Origin of the sequence: Polaromonas sp., assembly GCF_030689685.1 — a bacterium.
Taxonomy (GTDB): Bacteria; Pseudomonadota; Gammaproteobacteria; order Burkholderiales; family Burkholderiaceae_C; genus Polaromonas.
The window spans coordinates 24,412-39,931 of record NZ_JAUYEY010000074.1 but is presented as its reverse complement, the minus strand read 5'-3'; the positions used below and the strand labels follow the sequence as shown (position 1 = coordinate 39,931).

12 protein-coding genes are annotated in these 15,520 nt (G+C 58.8%); 8 read left to right on the top strand and 4 right to left on the bottom strand.

What is annotated here, in order from left to right; translation table 11 throughout:
- Positions 1-2 precede the first annotated feature (2 nt).
- The 4 genes from Q8O29_RS16605 (at position 3) to Q8O29_RS16590 (ending at position 5,912) form a co-directional block, all read left to right on the top strand.
- Positions 3-1,325 carry a glutamate-5-semialdehyde dehydrogenase gene (locus Q8O29_RS16605; RefSeq protein ID WP_305564782.1) on the top strand — a complete coding sequence of 441 codons (1,323 nt, stop codon included), beginning with the start codon at positions 3-5 and terminating at the stop codon, positions 1,323-1,325.
- Between the two features lie 77 nt (positions 1,326-1,402).
- A complete protein-coding gene (locus tag Q8O29_RS16600) occupies positions 1,403-2,200 on the top strand; it encodes an FkbM family methyltransferase (protein ID WP_305564780.1) in 798 nt (265 codons plus the stop codon).
- Between the two features lie 106 nt (positions 2,201-2,306).
- Positions 2,307-3,602, top strand: coding sequence for a glutamate--cysteine ligase (gshA, locus tag Q8O29_RS16595; protein ID WP_305564778.1), 1,296 nt, complete (start codon positions 2,307-2,309; stop codon positions 3,600-3,602).
- A gap of 441 nt (positions 3,603-4,043) precedes the next feature.
- Positions 4,044-5,912, top strand: coding sequence for a potassium transporter Kup (locus Q8O29_RS16590; protein ID WP_305564776.1), 1,869 nt, complete (start codon positions 4,044-4,046; stop codon positions 5,910-5,912).
- A gap of 210 nt (positions 5,913-6,122) precedes the next feature.
- On the opposite strand, the gene Q8O29_RS16585 is transcribed toward Q8O29_RS16590, so the two are convergent.
- From Q8O29_RS16585 to Q8O29_RS16570, 4 genes are all read right to left on the bottom strand, one after another.
- Positions 6,123-6,914, bottom strand: coding sequence for a gamma-glutamyl-gamma-aminobutyrate hydrolase family protein (locus tag Q8O29_RS16585; RefSeq protein ID WP_305564809.1), 792 nt, complete (start codon positions 6,912-6,914; stop codon positions 6,123-6,125).
- 160 nt (positions 6,915-7,074) lie between these two features.
- The gene (locus Q8O29_RS16580; protein WP_305564774.1) at positions 7,075-8,517 is read right to left on the bottom strand and encodes a sensor histidine kinase; all 1,443 of its coding nucleotides are present in this window, start codon (positions 8,515-8,517) and stop codon (positions 7,075-7,077) included.
- Positions 8,518-8,644: 127 nt separating this feature from the next.
- Positions 8,645-9,319, bottom strand: a complete 675-nt coding sequence (locus tag Q8O29_RS16575) for a response regulator transcription factor (RefSeq protein ID WP_300536270.1) — start codon at positions 9,317-9,319, stop codon at positions 8,645-8,647.
- 207 nt (positions 9,320-9,526) lie between these two features.
- Positions 9,527-10,036 (bottom strand): MarR family winged helix-turn-helix transcriptional regulator, encoded by a 510-nt coding sequence (locus Q8O29_RS16570; protein WP_305564770.1) that lies wholly within the window; start codon positions 10,034-10,036, stop codon positions 9,527-9,529.
- 156 nt (positions 10,037-10,192) lie between these two features.
- On the opposite strand from Q8O29_RS16570, the gene recA reads away from it, so the two are divergent.
- The 4 genes from recA to Q8O29_RS16550 all read left to right on the top strand — a co-directional run bounded on the left by recA (position 10,193) and on the right by Q8O29_RS16550 (position 15,518).
- Positions 10,193-11,296, top strand: coding sequence for a recombinase RecA (gene recA / locus Q8O29_RS16565; RefSeq protein ID WP_305564768.1), 1,104 nt, complete (start codon positions 10,193-10,195; stop codon positions 11,294-11,296).
- Positions 11,297-11,387: 91 nt separating this feature from the next.
- Positions 11,388-11,867, top strand: coding sequence for a recombination regulator RecX (gene recX / locus Q8O29_RS16560; RefSeq protein WP_305564766.1), 480 nt, complete (start codon positions 11,388-11,390; stop codon positions 11,865-11,867).
- A 169-nt stretch (positions 11,868-12,036) separates the two neighbouring features.
- Complete coding sequence (locus tag Q8O29_RS16555; protein ID WP_305564764.1) at positions 12,037-12,513, top strand: hypothetical protein; 477 nt, start codon at positions 12,037-12,039, stop codon at positions 12,511-12,513.
- Positions 12,510-15,518 (top strand): class I SAM-dependent DNA methyltransferase, encoded by a 3,009-nt coding sequence (locus Q8O29_RS16550; RefSeq protein ID WP_305564762.1) that lies wholly within the window; start codon positions 12,510-12,512, stop codon positions 15,516-15,518. The genes Q8O29_RS16555 and Q8O29_RS16550 overlap by 4 nt, the downstream gene beginning before the upstream one ends.
- The last annotated feature ends 2 nt before the right edge of the window (positions 15,519-15,520 follow it).

Below are 15,520 nucleotides of genomic sequence, written 5' to 3'. Positions count from 1 at the left end.
GCATGAACGCGCCCGACCTTTCCAACACGCTGGCCCGAAGCGGCGAAGCCGACGCCGGGCTGGCAGGGCTGATGGCGGCCATGGGCTCCAAGGCAAAATTAGCCTCAACCCATATGGCGCGGGCGCCTTCTGCTATTAAAAACAAAGCGCTTTCTGGCCTCGCCGCGCTTTTGCGCAGCCAGCTTGGGCCGCTGCAGGCAGCCAATACCCTCGATCTGCAACGCGCCGCAGCAGCCGGCCTGGCCGGCCCCATGCTGGACCGGCTCAAGCTGGACGGCAAAACACTGGAAACCGTCGCCCTCGGCTGTGAGCAACTCGCGGCCATGCCCGACGTGATTGGCGAGATCATCGGCATGAAACAGCAGCCCAGCGGCATCCGCGTGGGCCAGATGCGTGTGCCCATCGGCGTGTTCGGCATGATTTACGAAAGCCGACCCAACGTCACGATTGAAGCGGCCTCGCTGGCCATCAAGAGCGGCAACGCCTGTATTCTGCGCGGCGGCTCCGAGGCGATTGAATCGAACAAGGCGCTGGCCGCGCTGGTGCAGCAGGCACTTGGCGATGCTGGCCTGCCTGTGGAAGCCGTGCAACTGGTGCCGACCACTGATCGCGAAGCCGTGGGTCTGCTGATCACCATGCCCCAGTTTGTGGACGTGATCATTCCGCGCGGCGGCAAGGGGCTGATCGAACGCATCAGCCGCGATGCGAAAGTGCCGGTGATCAAGCACTTGGACGGAAACTGCCATGTCTATGTGGACGAGCCTTGCGACATCGCCATGGCCGTGAGCGTGGCGGATAACGCCAAAACCCAGAAGTACAGCCCCTGCAATGCCAGCGAGGGCCTTTTGGTCGCGCGCGGCGCGGCGGCGGAGTTTCTGCCAAAAATCGGCGCGATCTATGCCGCCAAGGGAGTCGAGATGCGCTGCGATGCCGAAGCCCAGGCCATGCTCGCGAAGCTGCCCGGGGCCAAGGTCCTGTCCGCCACCGAGCAGGACTGGTACGAGGAATACCTGGCGCCTGTCATCAGCATCAAGGTCGTCGCGGATGTGGACGAAGCAATTGCCCACATCAACAAATATTCGAGCCACCACACCGACGCCATCCTCACGCGTGACCACATGCATGCGCAGCGCTTTCTGCGTGAGGTCGATTCGGCCAGCGTGATGGTGAATGCCAGCACCCGCTTCGCCGACGGTTTCGAGTTTGGCCTGGGCGCCGAAATCGGCATCAGCACTGATAAATTCCACGCCCGCGGGCCGGTCGGCATCGAAGGCCTGACCTCGCTGAAATATGTGGTCTTGGGCCAGGGCGAAGTCCGCCGCTGAGTGTTGCGCGGGGGCCGGGTCGTACACTTGCGCGCAGTAATCCGCCCCCGTCATGTGCAACTAACCAGGCTGACCCCATGCGCACTGTTTCCCGTCCCCTGCCTTTCGTTCTGGCGTCATCCAACCACGGAACGCTGATTGTCAACCGCAATGACTACCGCATGGTGGATGAAACGCGCGGCTATGGCGTCGGACACCAGATTTTCCAAACCTCGGCGTTTGACCCCGAGGAGGTGGCCACGGCGCTGCAGCTGCTAACACTGCGGCGCGAGTTTTTCGGTGATGGGGTGGTGGCCATTGACGGTGGCGCCAACATCGGCGTGCACACCCTGGAGTGGGCCAAACTCATGCACGGCTGGGGCCGCGTGATCGGTGTCGAGGCCCAGGAGCGCGTGTTTTATGCGCTGGCCGGCAATGTGGCCATCAACAACTGCTTCAATGCCACGGTGCTTCACGCGGCGCTGGGCGCGGCTGAAGGCAGCATCATCATTCCCCGACCGAACTACCTGAAACCTGCCAGCTTCGGCTCGTTGGAACTGCGCCAGCGCGCGGGCAACGAATTCATCGGGCAGGCCATCGACTACACGCCCGACCAGGGCGACGCCGTCAGGATGATCACGGTGGACGGGCTGGGCCTGTCCCGGCTTGATTTCCTCAAGCTCGACATCGAGGGGATGGAGCTCGAAGCGCTGGAAGGCGCACTTCAGTCCGTCGAGAGGCACAAGCCGCAGATGCTGGTTGAAACCATCAAAACCGACGCCGCAGCCCTGCGCAGCCTGCTCGACAAGCACGGCTATCATCACTTCCAGGTTGGTATCAACCTGCTTGCCATTCACTCGTCGGACCCCTCACTGGCGCGCATCAAGGTGGCCTGAGCGTTCGATTTGGCTTGTCGAAGCGGGGCCGTTGGCGACCCGCTTGAAGCTTTCCGTTTCGGCCCCAGCTTTCGAAGGGTTATTCGCCTATTCTCCAGAGGATTCCATGGTTCCGCACCTCATTACTGCCCTGAACGGCCCCACCAACGAGCTCGAACAGCGCATCCTCGACATGACACCGGCGATCGAACGCTGGTTCCGCCTGGAATGGATGGAGCACACGCCGCCGTTTTACAGCTCGGTCGATGTGCGCAACGCTGGCTTCAAGCTCGCACCGGTGGACACCAACCTCTACCCCGGTGGCTGGAACAACCTGACGCCCGAGATGCTGCCGCTGGCGGTGCAGGCGGCGATGGCCGCGATTGAAAAAATCTGCCCCGAGGCGCGCAACCTGCTGGTCATCCCCGAAAACCACACGCGCAACACCTTCTACCTGGCCAACGTGCTGCAGCTCAAACGCATCTTCCACCAGGCCGGGCTGAATGTGCGTTTTGGCTCGCTCAGTCCCGACATCACCGAGCCCACCACACTGACCCTGCCGACCGGGGAGGAGATCACACTGGAGCCGCTGGTGCGCACCGACCGCCGCCTGGGGCTGAAAAACTTCGACCCTTGCACGATTTTGCTCAACAACGACCTGTCGGCCGGCACACCCGGCATGCTGGAAGACCTCAACGAGCAGTATTTGCTGCCGCCGCTGCACGCAGGCTGGTCGGTACGGCGCAAGTCGCGCCATTTCCAGGCCTACGAGGAAGTCTCCAAGCGTTTCGGCAAGCTGCTGGGCGTGGATCCGTGGCTGATCAACCCGATGTTTGCCAAATGTGGCGAGGTCAACCTAGCCGAGGGCGTCGGCATGGACTGCCTGACCAGCAATGTGGATGCCCTGCTGACCAAGATCCGGCGCAAGTACAAGGAATACGGCATCAACGAAAAGCCGTTTGTGATCGTCAAGGCCGACAACGGCACCTACGGCATGGGCATCATGACGGTGCGTGACGTCAAGGACCTGGACGAGCTCAACCGCAAGACCAAAAACAAGATGAGCGCCCCCAAGGACGGCCAGGCGCTGTCCGAGGTCATCATTCAGGAAGGTGTGCAGACCCACGAACGCATCAATGACGCCGTGGCCGAGCCGGTGGTCTACATGATGGACCGCTACGTGGTGGGCGGTTTTTACCGCGTGCATGCCGACCGCGGCATTGACGAAAACCTCAATGCACCGGGCTCAAGCTTTGTGCCGCTGGCTTTTGCCGACAGCGGCCGCCTGCCGCAACCGGGCGTACCACCCGGCGCCAGCGGGCCCAATCGCTTTTATATGTATGGCGTGATCGGCCGCCTGGCCATGCTGGCCGCCAGCTACGAGCTGGAAGCGACCGACCCGGACGCCGAGGTGTACGATTGAACACCCCTATCGTTCTCACTACGCTGCGCTTCGTGTAGTGCCTTTTCCCCTTGCAGGGGACGCCGCGAGGCATCCGGCAAAGCCGGCCTGCCCGCGGCTGCTGAAAAAAGCAGGGAAGTGACGACGTTCTATCGTTGCCAGAGTACCTCCGTGCTGTAGTGCCTGGACTCTGAGCCTTTTAGGCCTCCAGCCCATAACTGGTGGGCGTAAGCAGCTATCAAAACAGTAGTGTCTTGCCGGGTCACGCCCCGCCGTCAGCGTGGACACACCGCGCACGCCCTCGTTACAAGTTGTTGCAGTGCAACAAAACACTGAATTATTTGGTTTAGGGATATACGCCGACTTGCCGGAGGCCGGGCGAGGCGCAAAATAGCGTTCCTTAAGGTAATACTTCCCGCGCCGGAGCGCATGAGCTGACCCCGGCATCGGCGGGAATTTTTTGTGTCTAGTAAAAAATCATCACTTGCGGCGCTGACCCTAGGCGCCATCGGCATTGTTTACGGCGACATCGGCACCAGCGTGCTGTATGCCCTCAAGGTTGTGTTCGAGTCGGGCCATGTGCCGCTGACCCCGGACAACGTCTATGGCATCCTGTCCATGGTCTTCTGGACCATCACCGTGATTGTTTCGCTGAAATACGTCACGCTGATCCTGCGCGCCGACAACAACGGCGAAGGCGGGCTGATCGCGATGCTGGCGCTGGCCACCAACGCCGTCAACGACAAGCCCAAGCTGCGGCGCTGGCTGCTGGCGGTGGGCATCTTTGGCACGGCGATTTTCTATGGCGACGGCGTCATCACTCCAGCGATTTCCGTGCTGTCGGCGGTCGAGGGGCTGGAGCTGCTCTCGCCCGCCTTCAAGCCCTACATCATGCCGCTCGCGCTGGTGGTGATTTTCGGCCTGTTTTATGTGCAGAAGAACGGCACTGCAGGCATCGGCCGATATTTTGGCCCGATCTGCGCCCTGTGGTTTGTCACCATCGCGGTGATGGGTATCCCGCACATCTGGGCCCACCCCGAGGTGCTGGGCGCTGTCAGCCCGCACCATGCGCTGCGTTTCATCTTTCAGCACCCCGGTACCACCTTTGTGCTGCTGGGCGCGCTGGTACTGTGTGTCACGGGCGCGGAAGCGCTGTATGCCGACCTTGGCCACTTCGGCAAAAAACCGATCCGCATGGCCTGGTTTGCGCTGGTCATGCCGGCGCTGCTGATCAACTATTTCGGCCAGGGCGCGATGCTGATCTACACGCCCGAATCGGTGACCAATCCCTTTTACCTGATGGCACCTAAGTGGGCGCTGGTGCCGCTGGTGCTGTTGGCCACCGCAGCCACAGTGATCGCCTCGCAAGCCCTGCTGTCGGCGGCGTTTTCGGTCAGCAAGCAGGCGATCCAGCTTGGCTACCTGCCGCGCATGCGGATTCGCCACACCTCGGTGCATGAAACCGGCCAGATCTACATCCCGGCCGTGAACTGGTCGCTGTTCGTCGCGATTGTGATCGCCGTGGTCCTGTTCAAGAATTCGACGAATCTGGCCTCAGCCTACGGCATTGCGGTGACCACCGACATGCTGATCACGACCGTGCTGACCTTTTTTGTGATCCGCTACAGGTGGAAGCTGCCGCTGGCCTTGTGTGTCGGCGCTACTGGCGTTTTCTTCATCGTGGATTTGATGTTCTTCGCCTCCAATGCGCTGAAGTTTGCCGCTGGCGGCTGGTTCCCGGTGCTGATCGGCGTGGTTATGTTCACCGTCATGATGACCTGGAAGCAGGGGCGGGCGCTGCTCAACCAGAAGCTACGCGCCGACGCCATCGACCTGCCGAGTTTTCTCGAAGCGGTGTTTGTCAGCCCGCCGGCCCGCGTTGAAGGTACGGCCGTGTTCCTGACCGCAGAGCCGGGCACCGTGCCCAATGCCCTGCTGCACAACCTCAAGCACAACAAAGTGCTCCACGAGCAAAACCTGTTTGTCACGGTGCGCAACCACGAGGTACCCTGGATTGGCCTGGACAAACGCCTGGTGATCGAGTCGCTGGGCCACAACTGCTGGCAGGTGGTGATCCACTACGGCTTCAAGAACGACCCCGATGTGCCCAAGGCGCTGCAGCAGATGCGCACGCGCGGCTGTGAGCTGGAGGTCATGACCACCAGCTACTTCCTGTCGCGCGACGTGGTGGTGCCCACGATGGGCGGCGGAATGATGCCCTGGCGCGAGAAACTGTTTGCGCAGATGCATCACAACGCGAGCGGCGCGGCTGATTTTCTGAACCTGCCAAACAACGCGGTGGTGGAGCTGGGCGGCAAGATCGAAATCTGAATTTCATTGATTTTTCCAACTACACGTAGTGAATTGGACCGCTCTCCCCCTCGCCCTTAGGGAGAGGGTTGGGGTGAGGGAATGAGTGTTCCGATGCTTATCCGTTTTTGAAACACTCAATAGGTTCCATTTAGGCCTCAACCCCTTGTCGGACGGGCATAAGCAGCTATTGAATTAATAGCAATTTCGCTCAAGCCTCGCGCATCATGGTCACGCGATCGGCCGCTTCTTGGCCGCCGCCACGGCGCAAAGAAAATCCTCCAGCAGCGCCGCATCGTCAATCGTGTCCGCCCCCGGCTGGTGAAACTCCGGGTGCCATTGCAGTGCCGCGATATAACTTTTTGACGGGTTCTTGCGGCGTATCGCTTCCACAATGCCGTCGGGCACGCTGAAGGCCTCGGCCTCGAACTCGGGCGCCAGGTCCTTGATGGCCTGGTGGTGAATGCTGTTGACGCGAACCCGCTCCACGCCCGGATACAGCCGCGATAGCTGCGAGCCCTGCACGATCTCCACGCTGTGGAAGTTCTGGTCGTAACTCACCGCGTCGCGGTGGCCAAAGGATTCGGGCACCTGGGTCGTGATGTCCTGGTACAAGGTGCCGCCGAAGGCGACGTTGAGCAGTTGCAGGCCGCGGCAGATGCCGAACACTGGCTTGCCGGCTTTTTCAAACGAAGCGACCAGCGCCTTGTCGTAGTCGTCGCGCACGCGGTCGCCGGCCCAGCGCTCCTCGAGCGGGTCCTCGCCGTAGTTGCCGGGCCAGACGTCGGCACCGCCGTGTAGCACGAGGCCGTCCAGCCACTGCGCGTAGTCGTCAAAGTTCACGTCGCCGCGTTGCGTTGCGCCGGTCGGGCAGGGCACCATGACGACCATGGCGCCGGAGGACATGACCCAGTGCGCGACGGTCTGCTCGACATACTGCAGGGTTTTGCCGGTGAACAGCGAGCGCGTGGGATCAGCGTGGGAAAAACAGGCCGATAGGCCGATTTTCAGGCGGGTGCGCATATGGCGCCGGCTTTCCCTGGCGCTGGCATCGTCGGCAGGGAGGGTGTGGGATTTGGGACTCATGGGCGGGGGCAGATCTCCGGCAAGGAACGCTCCAGTGTAGGCAGACCGGCATGCCCGTGCTTACAGACAGGCGCTTATTGCCGCGCCGGACAAGGCCTCATTCCAGCGGCAGGTCGGCAAACCCCATGAAACGGATGGTCACGCGTGTGCCTGCCGGGTGATGTCCTGGCACGGCGTCTTCGATGGCGACGGTGGCGGCGTGCTGCTTGGCAATTTCTTCGACGATGGCCAGGCCCAGGCCCGAGCCGTCCACGTTGGTGCCCAGCGCGCGGTAAAAGGGCTGCAGCACCAGTTCGCGCTCGGCCGCCGGAATGCCCGGGCCCGAGTCTTCGACCTGCAGCACCACCACGCCGCTGAAGCGGTCGGTCAGCAGCCGCACTGTGACTTGACCGCCATCGGGCGTGTAGTTCAACGCGTTGTCCAGCAGGTTGCGCACCAGCTCCTTGAGCAGCGTCGGATTCGCCTCCAGCAGGCTGGCCTGTTCACCTGCGGGCGGGCCGTCGTAGCCCAGGTCGATGTGTTTTTCCAGCGCACGCGGCACCGAGTCCTGGATGGCGTCGGACAGCACCTGCACCACGTCCAGCTTCTGTTTGGCCAGGCTACGGCCGGTGGTCTCGGCGCGCGCCAGCGCCAGCAACTGGTTGACGGTGTGGGTGGCGCGCACGCTGGCGCGACCGATCTGCTTGAGGGACTTCTTGAGCTCGTCAGCGTCGGTCTCGCGCTGGGCCAGGTCGGCTTGCATACGCAGGCCGGCCAGCGGCGTCTTGAGCTGGTGGGCGGCGTCGGCCAGAAAGCGCTTTTGCGTGGTCAGCAGCACCTTGAGCCGGCTCAGCAGGTCGTTGATCGACGAGACCAGCGGCGCCACTTCTTCGGGCACCACGCTTTCGTCAAGCGGGCTCATGTCATCGGACTTGCGCGCGCGTATGCGTTTTTCCAGCCGGTCCAGCGGCTTGATGCCGCGCACCAGCGCCAGCCAGACCAGCAGCACCGCCAGCGGCAGCGTGACGAACTGCGGCACCATCACGCCCTTGACGATTTCGGTGGCCAGGGTCTTGCGTTTTTCCAGCGTCTCAGCCACCTGCACCAGGATCGGGTAGGCGCCCGGCGCATCGGTCTTGATCCAGGTGTAGGCCACGCGCACTTCCTGGCCCTGCATGATGTCCTCGCGCAGCCGCACCTCGCCTTCAAGACCGGTTTCCTCGTCAGGTGGCAAGGGCAGCTCGCGTTCGCCGCTGATGAACTCGCCGTGTGCGCCGAGAACCTGATAGAACACCAGGTCGGTGTCGTCGGCACGCAGGATCTCACGCGCCGGTGCCGTCAGGTTGAATTGCACCTGCTGGTTCTTGACCATGATCAGCTTGCTCAGGGCCTGCACGTTGTACTCAAGCGCGCGGTCAAAAGGTTTGCCGGCAATGTTCTGCGCCACCAGCCAGGTCAGCGCCAGGCTGATGGGCCACAGCAGCAGCAGCGGCGTGAGCATCCAGTCCAGGATTTCCCCGAACAGGCTGCGGCGCTCGCGCTGGAAGAGTCTGAGAGCCATATTGCAGCTGATCGAAGGGCGAATTCAGGATATTTGAACAAGGAGATCAAGGAGGTGAGGAGGAATACAGAAAATCAAAATGACTTCCTCCTTGAACTCTTTGATCTCATTGTGTAAATGTATTTTTTTAGCCGGGGATTTTTTCGAGGCAATAACCCAGGCCGCGCACCGTCGCAATCCGCACCGGGCCTTTTTCAATTTTCTTGCGCAGCCGGTGGATGTAAACCTCAATGGCGTTGTTGCTGACTTCCTCGCCCCATTCGCACAGGCGCTCGACTAGCTGGTCTTTGCTGACCAGGCGGCCGGCGCGTTGCAGCAGCACTTCCAGCAAGCCGAGCTCGCGCGCCGACAGCTCGACCATCTGGCCGTCGATGGTGGCCACACGCCCGGCCTGGTCGTAGACCAGCGGTCCGTGTTTGATGGTGCTGCTGGCGCCGCCCATGCCGCGGCGTATCAGGGCACGCACACGCGCTTCCAGCTCCTGCAGTGAAAACGGCTTGGCCATGTAGTCGTCGGCGCCGTAGTCCAGGCCCTTGACGCGTTCTTCGACGCTGTCGGCGGCCGTCAAGATCAGCACCGGCATCGCCGAGCCACGCGCGCGCAGACGCTTGAGCACTTCGAGTCCGTGCATGCGCGGCAGGCCGAGGTCCAGGATCAGCAGGTCGAACTCGGTGTTGGTCATCAGCGCGGCGTCGGCCTCGGTGCCGCTGGCGACATGGTCGGCCGCCGCTCCCGAGGCCCGCAGCGTGCGCAACAAGCCGTCGGCCAGCACCTGGTCATCCTCAGCAATCAAAATGCGCATGGCTGTCTCCGGTTTTTTTATGGGGGTGGTGCTCAAATTTTAGGCTTTTAAAAAATACGAAGAAATATTTGAACAAAGAGGTCAAAGAGGTCAAGGAGGTGGAGAAGGTCAAAGAGGTCAAAGAAGTGGAGATGGTCAGAAAGTCAAATTTTTACTGTTGTATTCCTCCTCAACCTCCTTGATCTCCTTGTGAAAAAATCTCCGCAGTTATTCACTCCCACCAACATAAGCCTCCAGCCCAAGCGCCACCACGGTGGCTACATCTTGCCCCACCGCCGCACGAAATTCATTTTCAGCCTGCGCCACTGCCCGCTGAAAAGCCCCCAGCCAGATCCGGCCAGACGTTGTAAACACCACATTTTTAACGCGCTTGTCGTGCGCATCGGCCGCCCGCGTGACCAGGCCCCAGGCCTCGCATTGGTCCACCAGGTCGCCCATGGCCTGCTTGCTCATACCGGCGCTGTGGGCCAGGTCGGTCAGGCGCGAGCCACCGACCGCCAGGTGCCGCGTGATGTGGATGTGCGCCGCACCCACCTGGGCGCGCGCGGCGAGGTTGGACAGCGCCAGCGGCACGTCCACATTGCGCGCCATCAGCACCAGCACGCGTTCGTCAAAACGCCGCAAAGCATGGCCCAGCAGGCGGCCCAAGTGGGTCAGGCGCCAGTTTTCCTCGTCGGCAGGCGCGACGCCGGAAACCAGAACAGGGGTGTAATTCATGCCAAAAAGGATACAGGTAATTGATCAGGCAAACTGACTAAAAATATGATTTACTTATTTCAACAACGCCCATAAAGTACTGGTCATACATCCAGCGCTGTGATTAAAAGCAGAGCCGAAACAAGCAAACAAACTTCCAACCTCAAGGAGCTTTCCATGGACCTGCCGAACAAAACCAACCCCGCCCTGAACACCGAAAAAGCCAAGGCCCTACAGGCCGCGCTGGCCCAGATTGAAAAGCAGTTTGGCAAAGGCACCATCATGAAGCTCGGCGCTGGCGAGGTGATCGAGGACATCCAGGTGGTCTCCACCGGTTCGCTGGGGCTGGACATCGCGCTCGGTGTCGGCGGCCTGCCGCGCGGCCGCGTCGTTGAAATTTATGGCCCAGAATCGTCCGGCAAAACCACGCTGACCCTGCAGGTGATTGCCGAGATGCAAAAACTCGGCGGCACCTGCGCATTTGTTGATGCTGAACATGCGCTGGACATCCAGTACGCGCAAAAGCTGGGCGTCAATCTGCAGGAGTTGCTGATCTCCCAGCCCGACACCGGCGAGCTGTCGCTGGAGATTGTCGATTCCCTGACCCGCTCCGGTGCGGTCGATCTGATCGTCATCGACTCTGTGGCGGCACTAACGCCCAAGGCCGAGCTGGAAGGCGAAATGGGCGACTCGCTGCCCGGCCTGCAAGCCCGGCTGATGAGCCAGGCGCTGCGCAAGCTGACGGCCCACATCAAGAAGGCCAACTGCATGGTCATCTTCATCAACCAGATCCGCATGAAAATCGGTGTGATGTTCGGCAGCCCCGAAACCACCACCGGTGGCAATGCGCTGAAGTTTTACGCCTCGGTGCGCCTGGACATCCGCCGCATCGGCTCGATCAAGAAGGGCGAAGAAGTCGTCGGCAACGAAACCCGTGTCAAGGTGGTCAAGAACAAGGTCGCCTCACCGTTCAAGATGGCGGAGTTCGACATTCTTTACGGCGAAGGCATCAGCCGCCTGGGCGAGGTGCTGGACCTCGGTGTAGCCGGTCACATCGTCGAGAAAGCCGGCGCCTGGTACGCCTTCAACGGCGAAAAGATCGGCCAGGGCCGCGACAACTCGCGTGATTTCCTGAAAGAAAACCCGGACCTCGCGATGGAAATCGAAAACAAGGTGCGCGAGTCGCTGGGTATCCCGCTGATTCAGGAGGCTGTGGGCAGCAAGCCGGAGAAAGCAGAAAAGGCAGAGAAGGCCGAAAAAGCGCCCAAAGTCCTGGCTTGACCCGGTCCTGTGCATGAAATTGGCATCTGGCCCTTATGGTGATTGCGTCAGTAGCTATTAAAAACATAGCAACTCCATGCAGGGTCCTGGCATGAATCCGGGCCAACCCGCTGCACCCGGCTTCGGCCTGTCCCTGAACGGGCGGGCTTTGCGCTACCTCGCCCAGCGCGAGCATTCACGCGCAGAGCTGCAGCGCAAACTGGCCGCCCACGCCGAGTCGCCAGAGCAACTGGCCCAGGTGCTGAACGAGTTGCAGGCCAAAGACTTCATCAGCGAAGCGCGGGTGGTCGAGTCGGTGATCAACCGGCGCGCCGGGCGTTTCGGTGCGGCACGCATCCGCCACGAACTACAGGGCAAGGGCCTGACGCCCGAAGCCGTGGCTGAGGCAGTCAGCGGCCTGAAGGCCAGTGAAGTGGAGCGCGCGCGCGAAGTCTGGCGCAAGAAATTTGGCGAGCCCGCGGCAGACGCTGCCGCGCGCGGAAAACAGATGCGCTTTCTGGCGGCACGCGGTTTCGGCTCAGAGGCGATACGCCGTGTGGTGTCGCCGTCGGAAGACGAGTCGCCTGGCTAAAAACCACCTCAAAAGCCGAGGAAGGCTAAAAATTCAACTTAAATGCGAAAAGCGTTGGAAGATAAATATGATTCGAGCGACGCAGACCCAGATTCTCATGCTTCGCTACTAAAATCCGGATCAGTCCTGCTTCTTTTTTGGTGCAGCTTCAGGAGTGGCAATGAGGCCTATGCGTTTGACGGCCAATCATGTTCGCGAGTTCGTCGGAGTGAGTCGAACAGAATTTCAACGTTGGCTCACCGTTCTGCCGCCCTACTCAGGGCAAAAGACGCAAGCACGAACGGCGCGAGTATTTGAAGCACGCGACTTGGTGTTTTTTGCTGCGACTCGGTTTTTGATCAGTGAAGTCGGCTTACGACTTGATGCTGTTGCAAGTTTTTCACAATGCATGCGGACTGAGCTGGCCAAGCTATCAGACCTTTCCATCGAGTCTAGGCGAGTCGCACTCATTTTTTCAAGTGGCAAAGGTTGGTCCGTAGGCGCCGATAGCACAGTCGAATCTGAATTCAAGTTAGAGATAGATGTTTCTGAGATCTGGTCCAAGGTGCATCAATTTCTTGGCCTTACCTCCGATTGGGCACAAAGTAATTTGTCGCTCGGACTCATTCCTGTGAGCAACTCCCATAAACGACAGCTAGTCGCATGAAAAGCATTACTGCTGAACTACTGAAATACGGAATACCTGCCGAAGCGGTGGTGGAGTTTGGAGCTACGCCTACCCCGCGACAAGTTCGTTATTTGGATCTTTTCAGAAAAACCGACGACTCTGAAGCAGGTACCTTGCCGACCGGTGTTATTGAATCAGCAGCGCGTCCCGCGGTGTATTTCAAGCGGAGTGGTGGCTTAGGCGCCGCATCGCTTGAGACAGCCGAACTGCAGGATTTGATCCGTACGCTTGCTTGCCGCGCAGACGCTCGATATCTGGCATTGATTAGTCCCGGCGTAGTTACCGTCTACAAGATCGGTTTTTTTGGCAGTGCAGAAGTAAATCAACTGATTTTTCAGACGACGCCGGGGAGCTTTCGTCTGCGGAATCTGATTTCCGGTCTGGACCTGGCTTCACTGGACGCGGTCGGCAACTCTGATAAGCAATGGCTAGAAGGCCACCTTTTCAACTTGTTAAAAGGGGCTGCAAGTGAAATACGAAGTGCAGCACCTGAGCAGTTGCTTTCCAACGGAGATGTCATATCCCTGATTGGTCGTGCATTGTTTACCCGATTCCTGGTTGATCGTGACATTCTTAAAGACTCGGAATTGGGCAACGTGGCACAAGGTGCACAAGACGCTCGGCAGTTGTTCGATGCGCCGCACGCTGCATCCTCTACATTTCATTGGTTGGACAGAATCTTTAATGGTGATCTACTCCATCTGAGCAGTACTGATTACGCAAATTTCTTTGATGGTTTGGGTGACAAAGCGACCATGGTTTGTCGAACACTTGGCAACATCATGCGGCGCGCACCTGGTGGCCAACTTCCGCTAGATTGGGGTGGGCTGCGTTTCAAGCACATCCCAGTAGATGTCTTGAGTCAGGTGTATGAGCATTTTGCGCATGAAAATTTCCCTGAACTAGCTAAAAAAACCAGCGTTCATTACACGCCTCGTGGAATTGCCGAGCTTGTCGTGGACGGTACTTTTACCGCTTTGCCGGCCGACAAAATTGCCGACGCAACCGTGCTGGACGCCGCAGCTGGTGCGGGTGTTTTCCTGGTACTAGCGTTTCGTCGCCTGGTTGGCGAGTTGTGGTTTCGACAAAACCATCGTCCCGACCGAAGGCAGATTCGAAAGATACTAAACACCCAACTCTGCGGGATGGACATCAACCCAGAGTCGCTGAAGATGGCAGCGTTGAGCCTGTACCTTGCAGCCTTGGAGCTCGACCCAGACCCACAGCCGCTTTCGGATCTGAAATTTGACGAACTTTTTGATACCGTACTGCACTGTGTTGAAGAGGAGCGCCTACAAGGCGACGATGCACATTTAGGTAGCTTGGCAACTGGCATACCTGACATAGGGCAATTTGACATCGTCCTCGGGAATCCTCCTTGGACCGTGTTTCCAGGTAGTGACAAGAAGTTTCTAGACGCGGTCGCAGCTAAAGCTGTTCAGCCGCTCCTGAGCAAAGAAGCGCTAAAGAGAGTTACCAGTTTGGTGCCTCGTCAAGCCCCCGATCTAGCGTTTCTTTGGAAGTCCTTGCAATGGTGCAAGCCCGGCGGTGCGATTGGGTATTTGCTGGATGCTCGATTGCTTTTTAACGCAGACCACTTTGAAGCCAGACGGCTGCTCTTTACGGAACTGCGGGTGACGGGGATATTGAACGCCACAGCACTCAGAAAAGAGAAACGGGTTTGGCCGTCTCATGACAAACCATTCTGCGCACTGGTCGCAATAAATACAAAACCACAGCTAACCGATTCTTTCTACTACCTAAGCCCGCATGTAGAAGTCGCTAGCAAAGCTCTAGGTGTAATTCGGCTCGATCCCAGTGCAGCGACTCCGGTTCCGAACACCATAGTTAGAAGTCATTCCTTTGCGTTGAAGGCCTTGTTTAAGGGAAGTGCCCTTGACTTAAACCTACTTGAGCGGCTTGCGGACAGCCCACGCCTTGCTTTTGGCGAGTATGTTAAGAAAAATCTAGGATCGAGCATTCATCGAGGTTATCAACCAACGGGTGCTGTGCAAAAAAGCGCCTCTCATCTGGCGGATTTACCAAGTCTTGAAACGTCTGACGCACCCAAATTCGAAGTGCAAACCGCTCGACTTATGAAAGTTCGTGATCGATATCCCGAACTTCATTTGCATATGCCCTATTCAAGAGAAACGTACAAAGGTCCGTCGGTCCTTTTTCGACAGGCTCCAAAGTTCGATCGTGAAATGCGCGGTGCAATATGGAGTAAAGAGGATGTCGCATTCTGTTTTTCCTACTACGGACTCCCCGTTGGTCAGAATCCAATCGGCCAATACCTTTTCGTTCTGTCTTACAGCGACCTATTTGTCTACTGGGCACTACTCACTAGCGCAAAGTTTGGCATTGAGCGCGAAACCTTTTACCTGGAAGATATTCGTAGTTTCCCCATAGCGCCGTATTCTGAATTATCCGAAGCGCTGCGCGAAAAATGCCAAAAACTGGCTGATCAAATTAGGGCCGGCGAAAGCCCTTGGGTGGAACTGGAGGTGTTCGTAAAAGCTGTTTACCGCCTAAGTGATCTGGACTGGCAGCTTATTAAGGACGCTCTGACATTTGGGCTGCCGTATTCCCAATCGCTAAAACTTGCTGCCGCGCCAACCAATGCTCGTGCTGGCGGAATTTTTGACTTTGTCGAAGAAGTGCAGATCTCGTTGAACGAGTTAATTGACGACTCCTTTGTCGCGTGCGTAGTCCCAGTGCCTTCACTAAATGAATGGTTATTTTTCAAAATCTCGAAAGCTAAAAAAAGCTCAACCGAAGCGTCACTAGATCTGATCATGTTGGCTAGTCAGATTGCCTGCGAAAAATCTTTTTGGACCACGCAGCTTCGCTTGCAGATGGCTCCAGAGCAATGGCTCGTCGGGCAGCCGAGTCAGGCCCGGTATTGGTCAAAAAGCAAGGCGCGATTGCTTGCGCTTCAATTGAGTGAATCGGGGCTGTTTTCATCAGCCTCGGCCAATTGATC

Bases quoted from the DNA above. Each gene is read 5' to 3' on its own strand.
- Q8O29_RS16605 (WP_305564782.1), top strand. From the start codon at position 3: ATGAACGCGCCCGACCTTTCCAACACGCTGGCCCGAAGCGGCGAAGCC.
- Q8O29_RS16600 (WP_305564780.1), top strand. From the start codon at position 1,403: ATGCGCACTGTTTCCCGTCCCCTGCCTTTCGTTCTGGCGTCATCCAAC.
- gshA (WP_305564778.1), top strand. From the start codon at position 2,307: ATGGTTCCGCACCTCATTACTGCCCTGAACGGCCCCACCAACGAGCTC.
- Q8O29_RS16585 (WP_305564809.1), bottom strand. From the start codon at position 6,914: ATGCGCACCCGCCTGAAAATCGGCCTATCGGCCTGTTTTTCCCACGCT.
- Q8O29_RS16580 (WP_305564774.1), bottom strand. From the start codon at position 8,517: ATGGCTCTCAGACTCTTCCAGCGCGAGCGCCGCAGCCTGTTCGGGGAA.
- Q8O29_RS16575 (WP_300536270.1), bottom strand. From the start codon at position 9,319: ATGCGCATTTTGATTGCTGAGGATGACCAGGTGCTGGCCGACGGCTTG.
- Q8O29_RS16570 (WP_305564770.1), bottom strand. From the start codon at position 10,036: ATGAATTACACCCCTGTTCTGGTTTCCGGCGTCGCGCCTGCCGACGAG.
- recA (WP_305564768.1), top strand. From the start codon at position 10,193: ATGGACCTGCCGAACAAAACCAACCCCGCCCTGAACACCGAAAAAGCC.
- recX (WP_305564766.1), top strand. From the start codon at position 11,388: ATGAATCCGGGCCAACCCGCTGCACCCGGCTTCGGCCTGTCCCTGAAC.
- Q8O29_RS16555 (WP_305564764.1), top strand. From the start codon at position 12,037: ATGCGTTTGACGGCCAATCATGTTCGCGAGTTCGTCGGAGTGAGTCGA.
- Q8O29_RS16550 (WP_305564762.1), top strand. From the start codon at position 12,510: ATGAAAAGCATTACTGCTGAACTACTGAAATACGGAATACCTGCCGAA.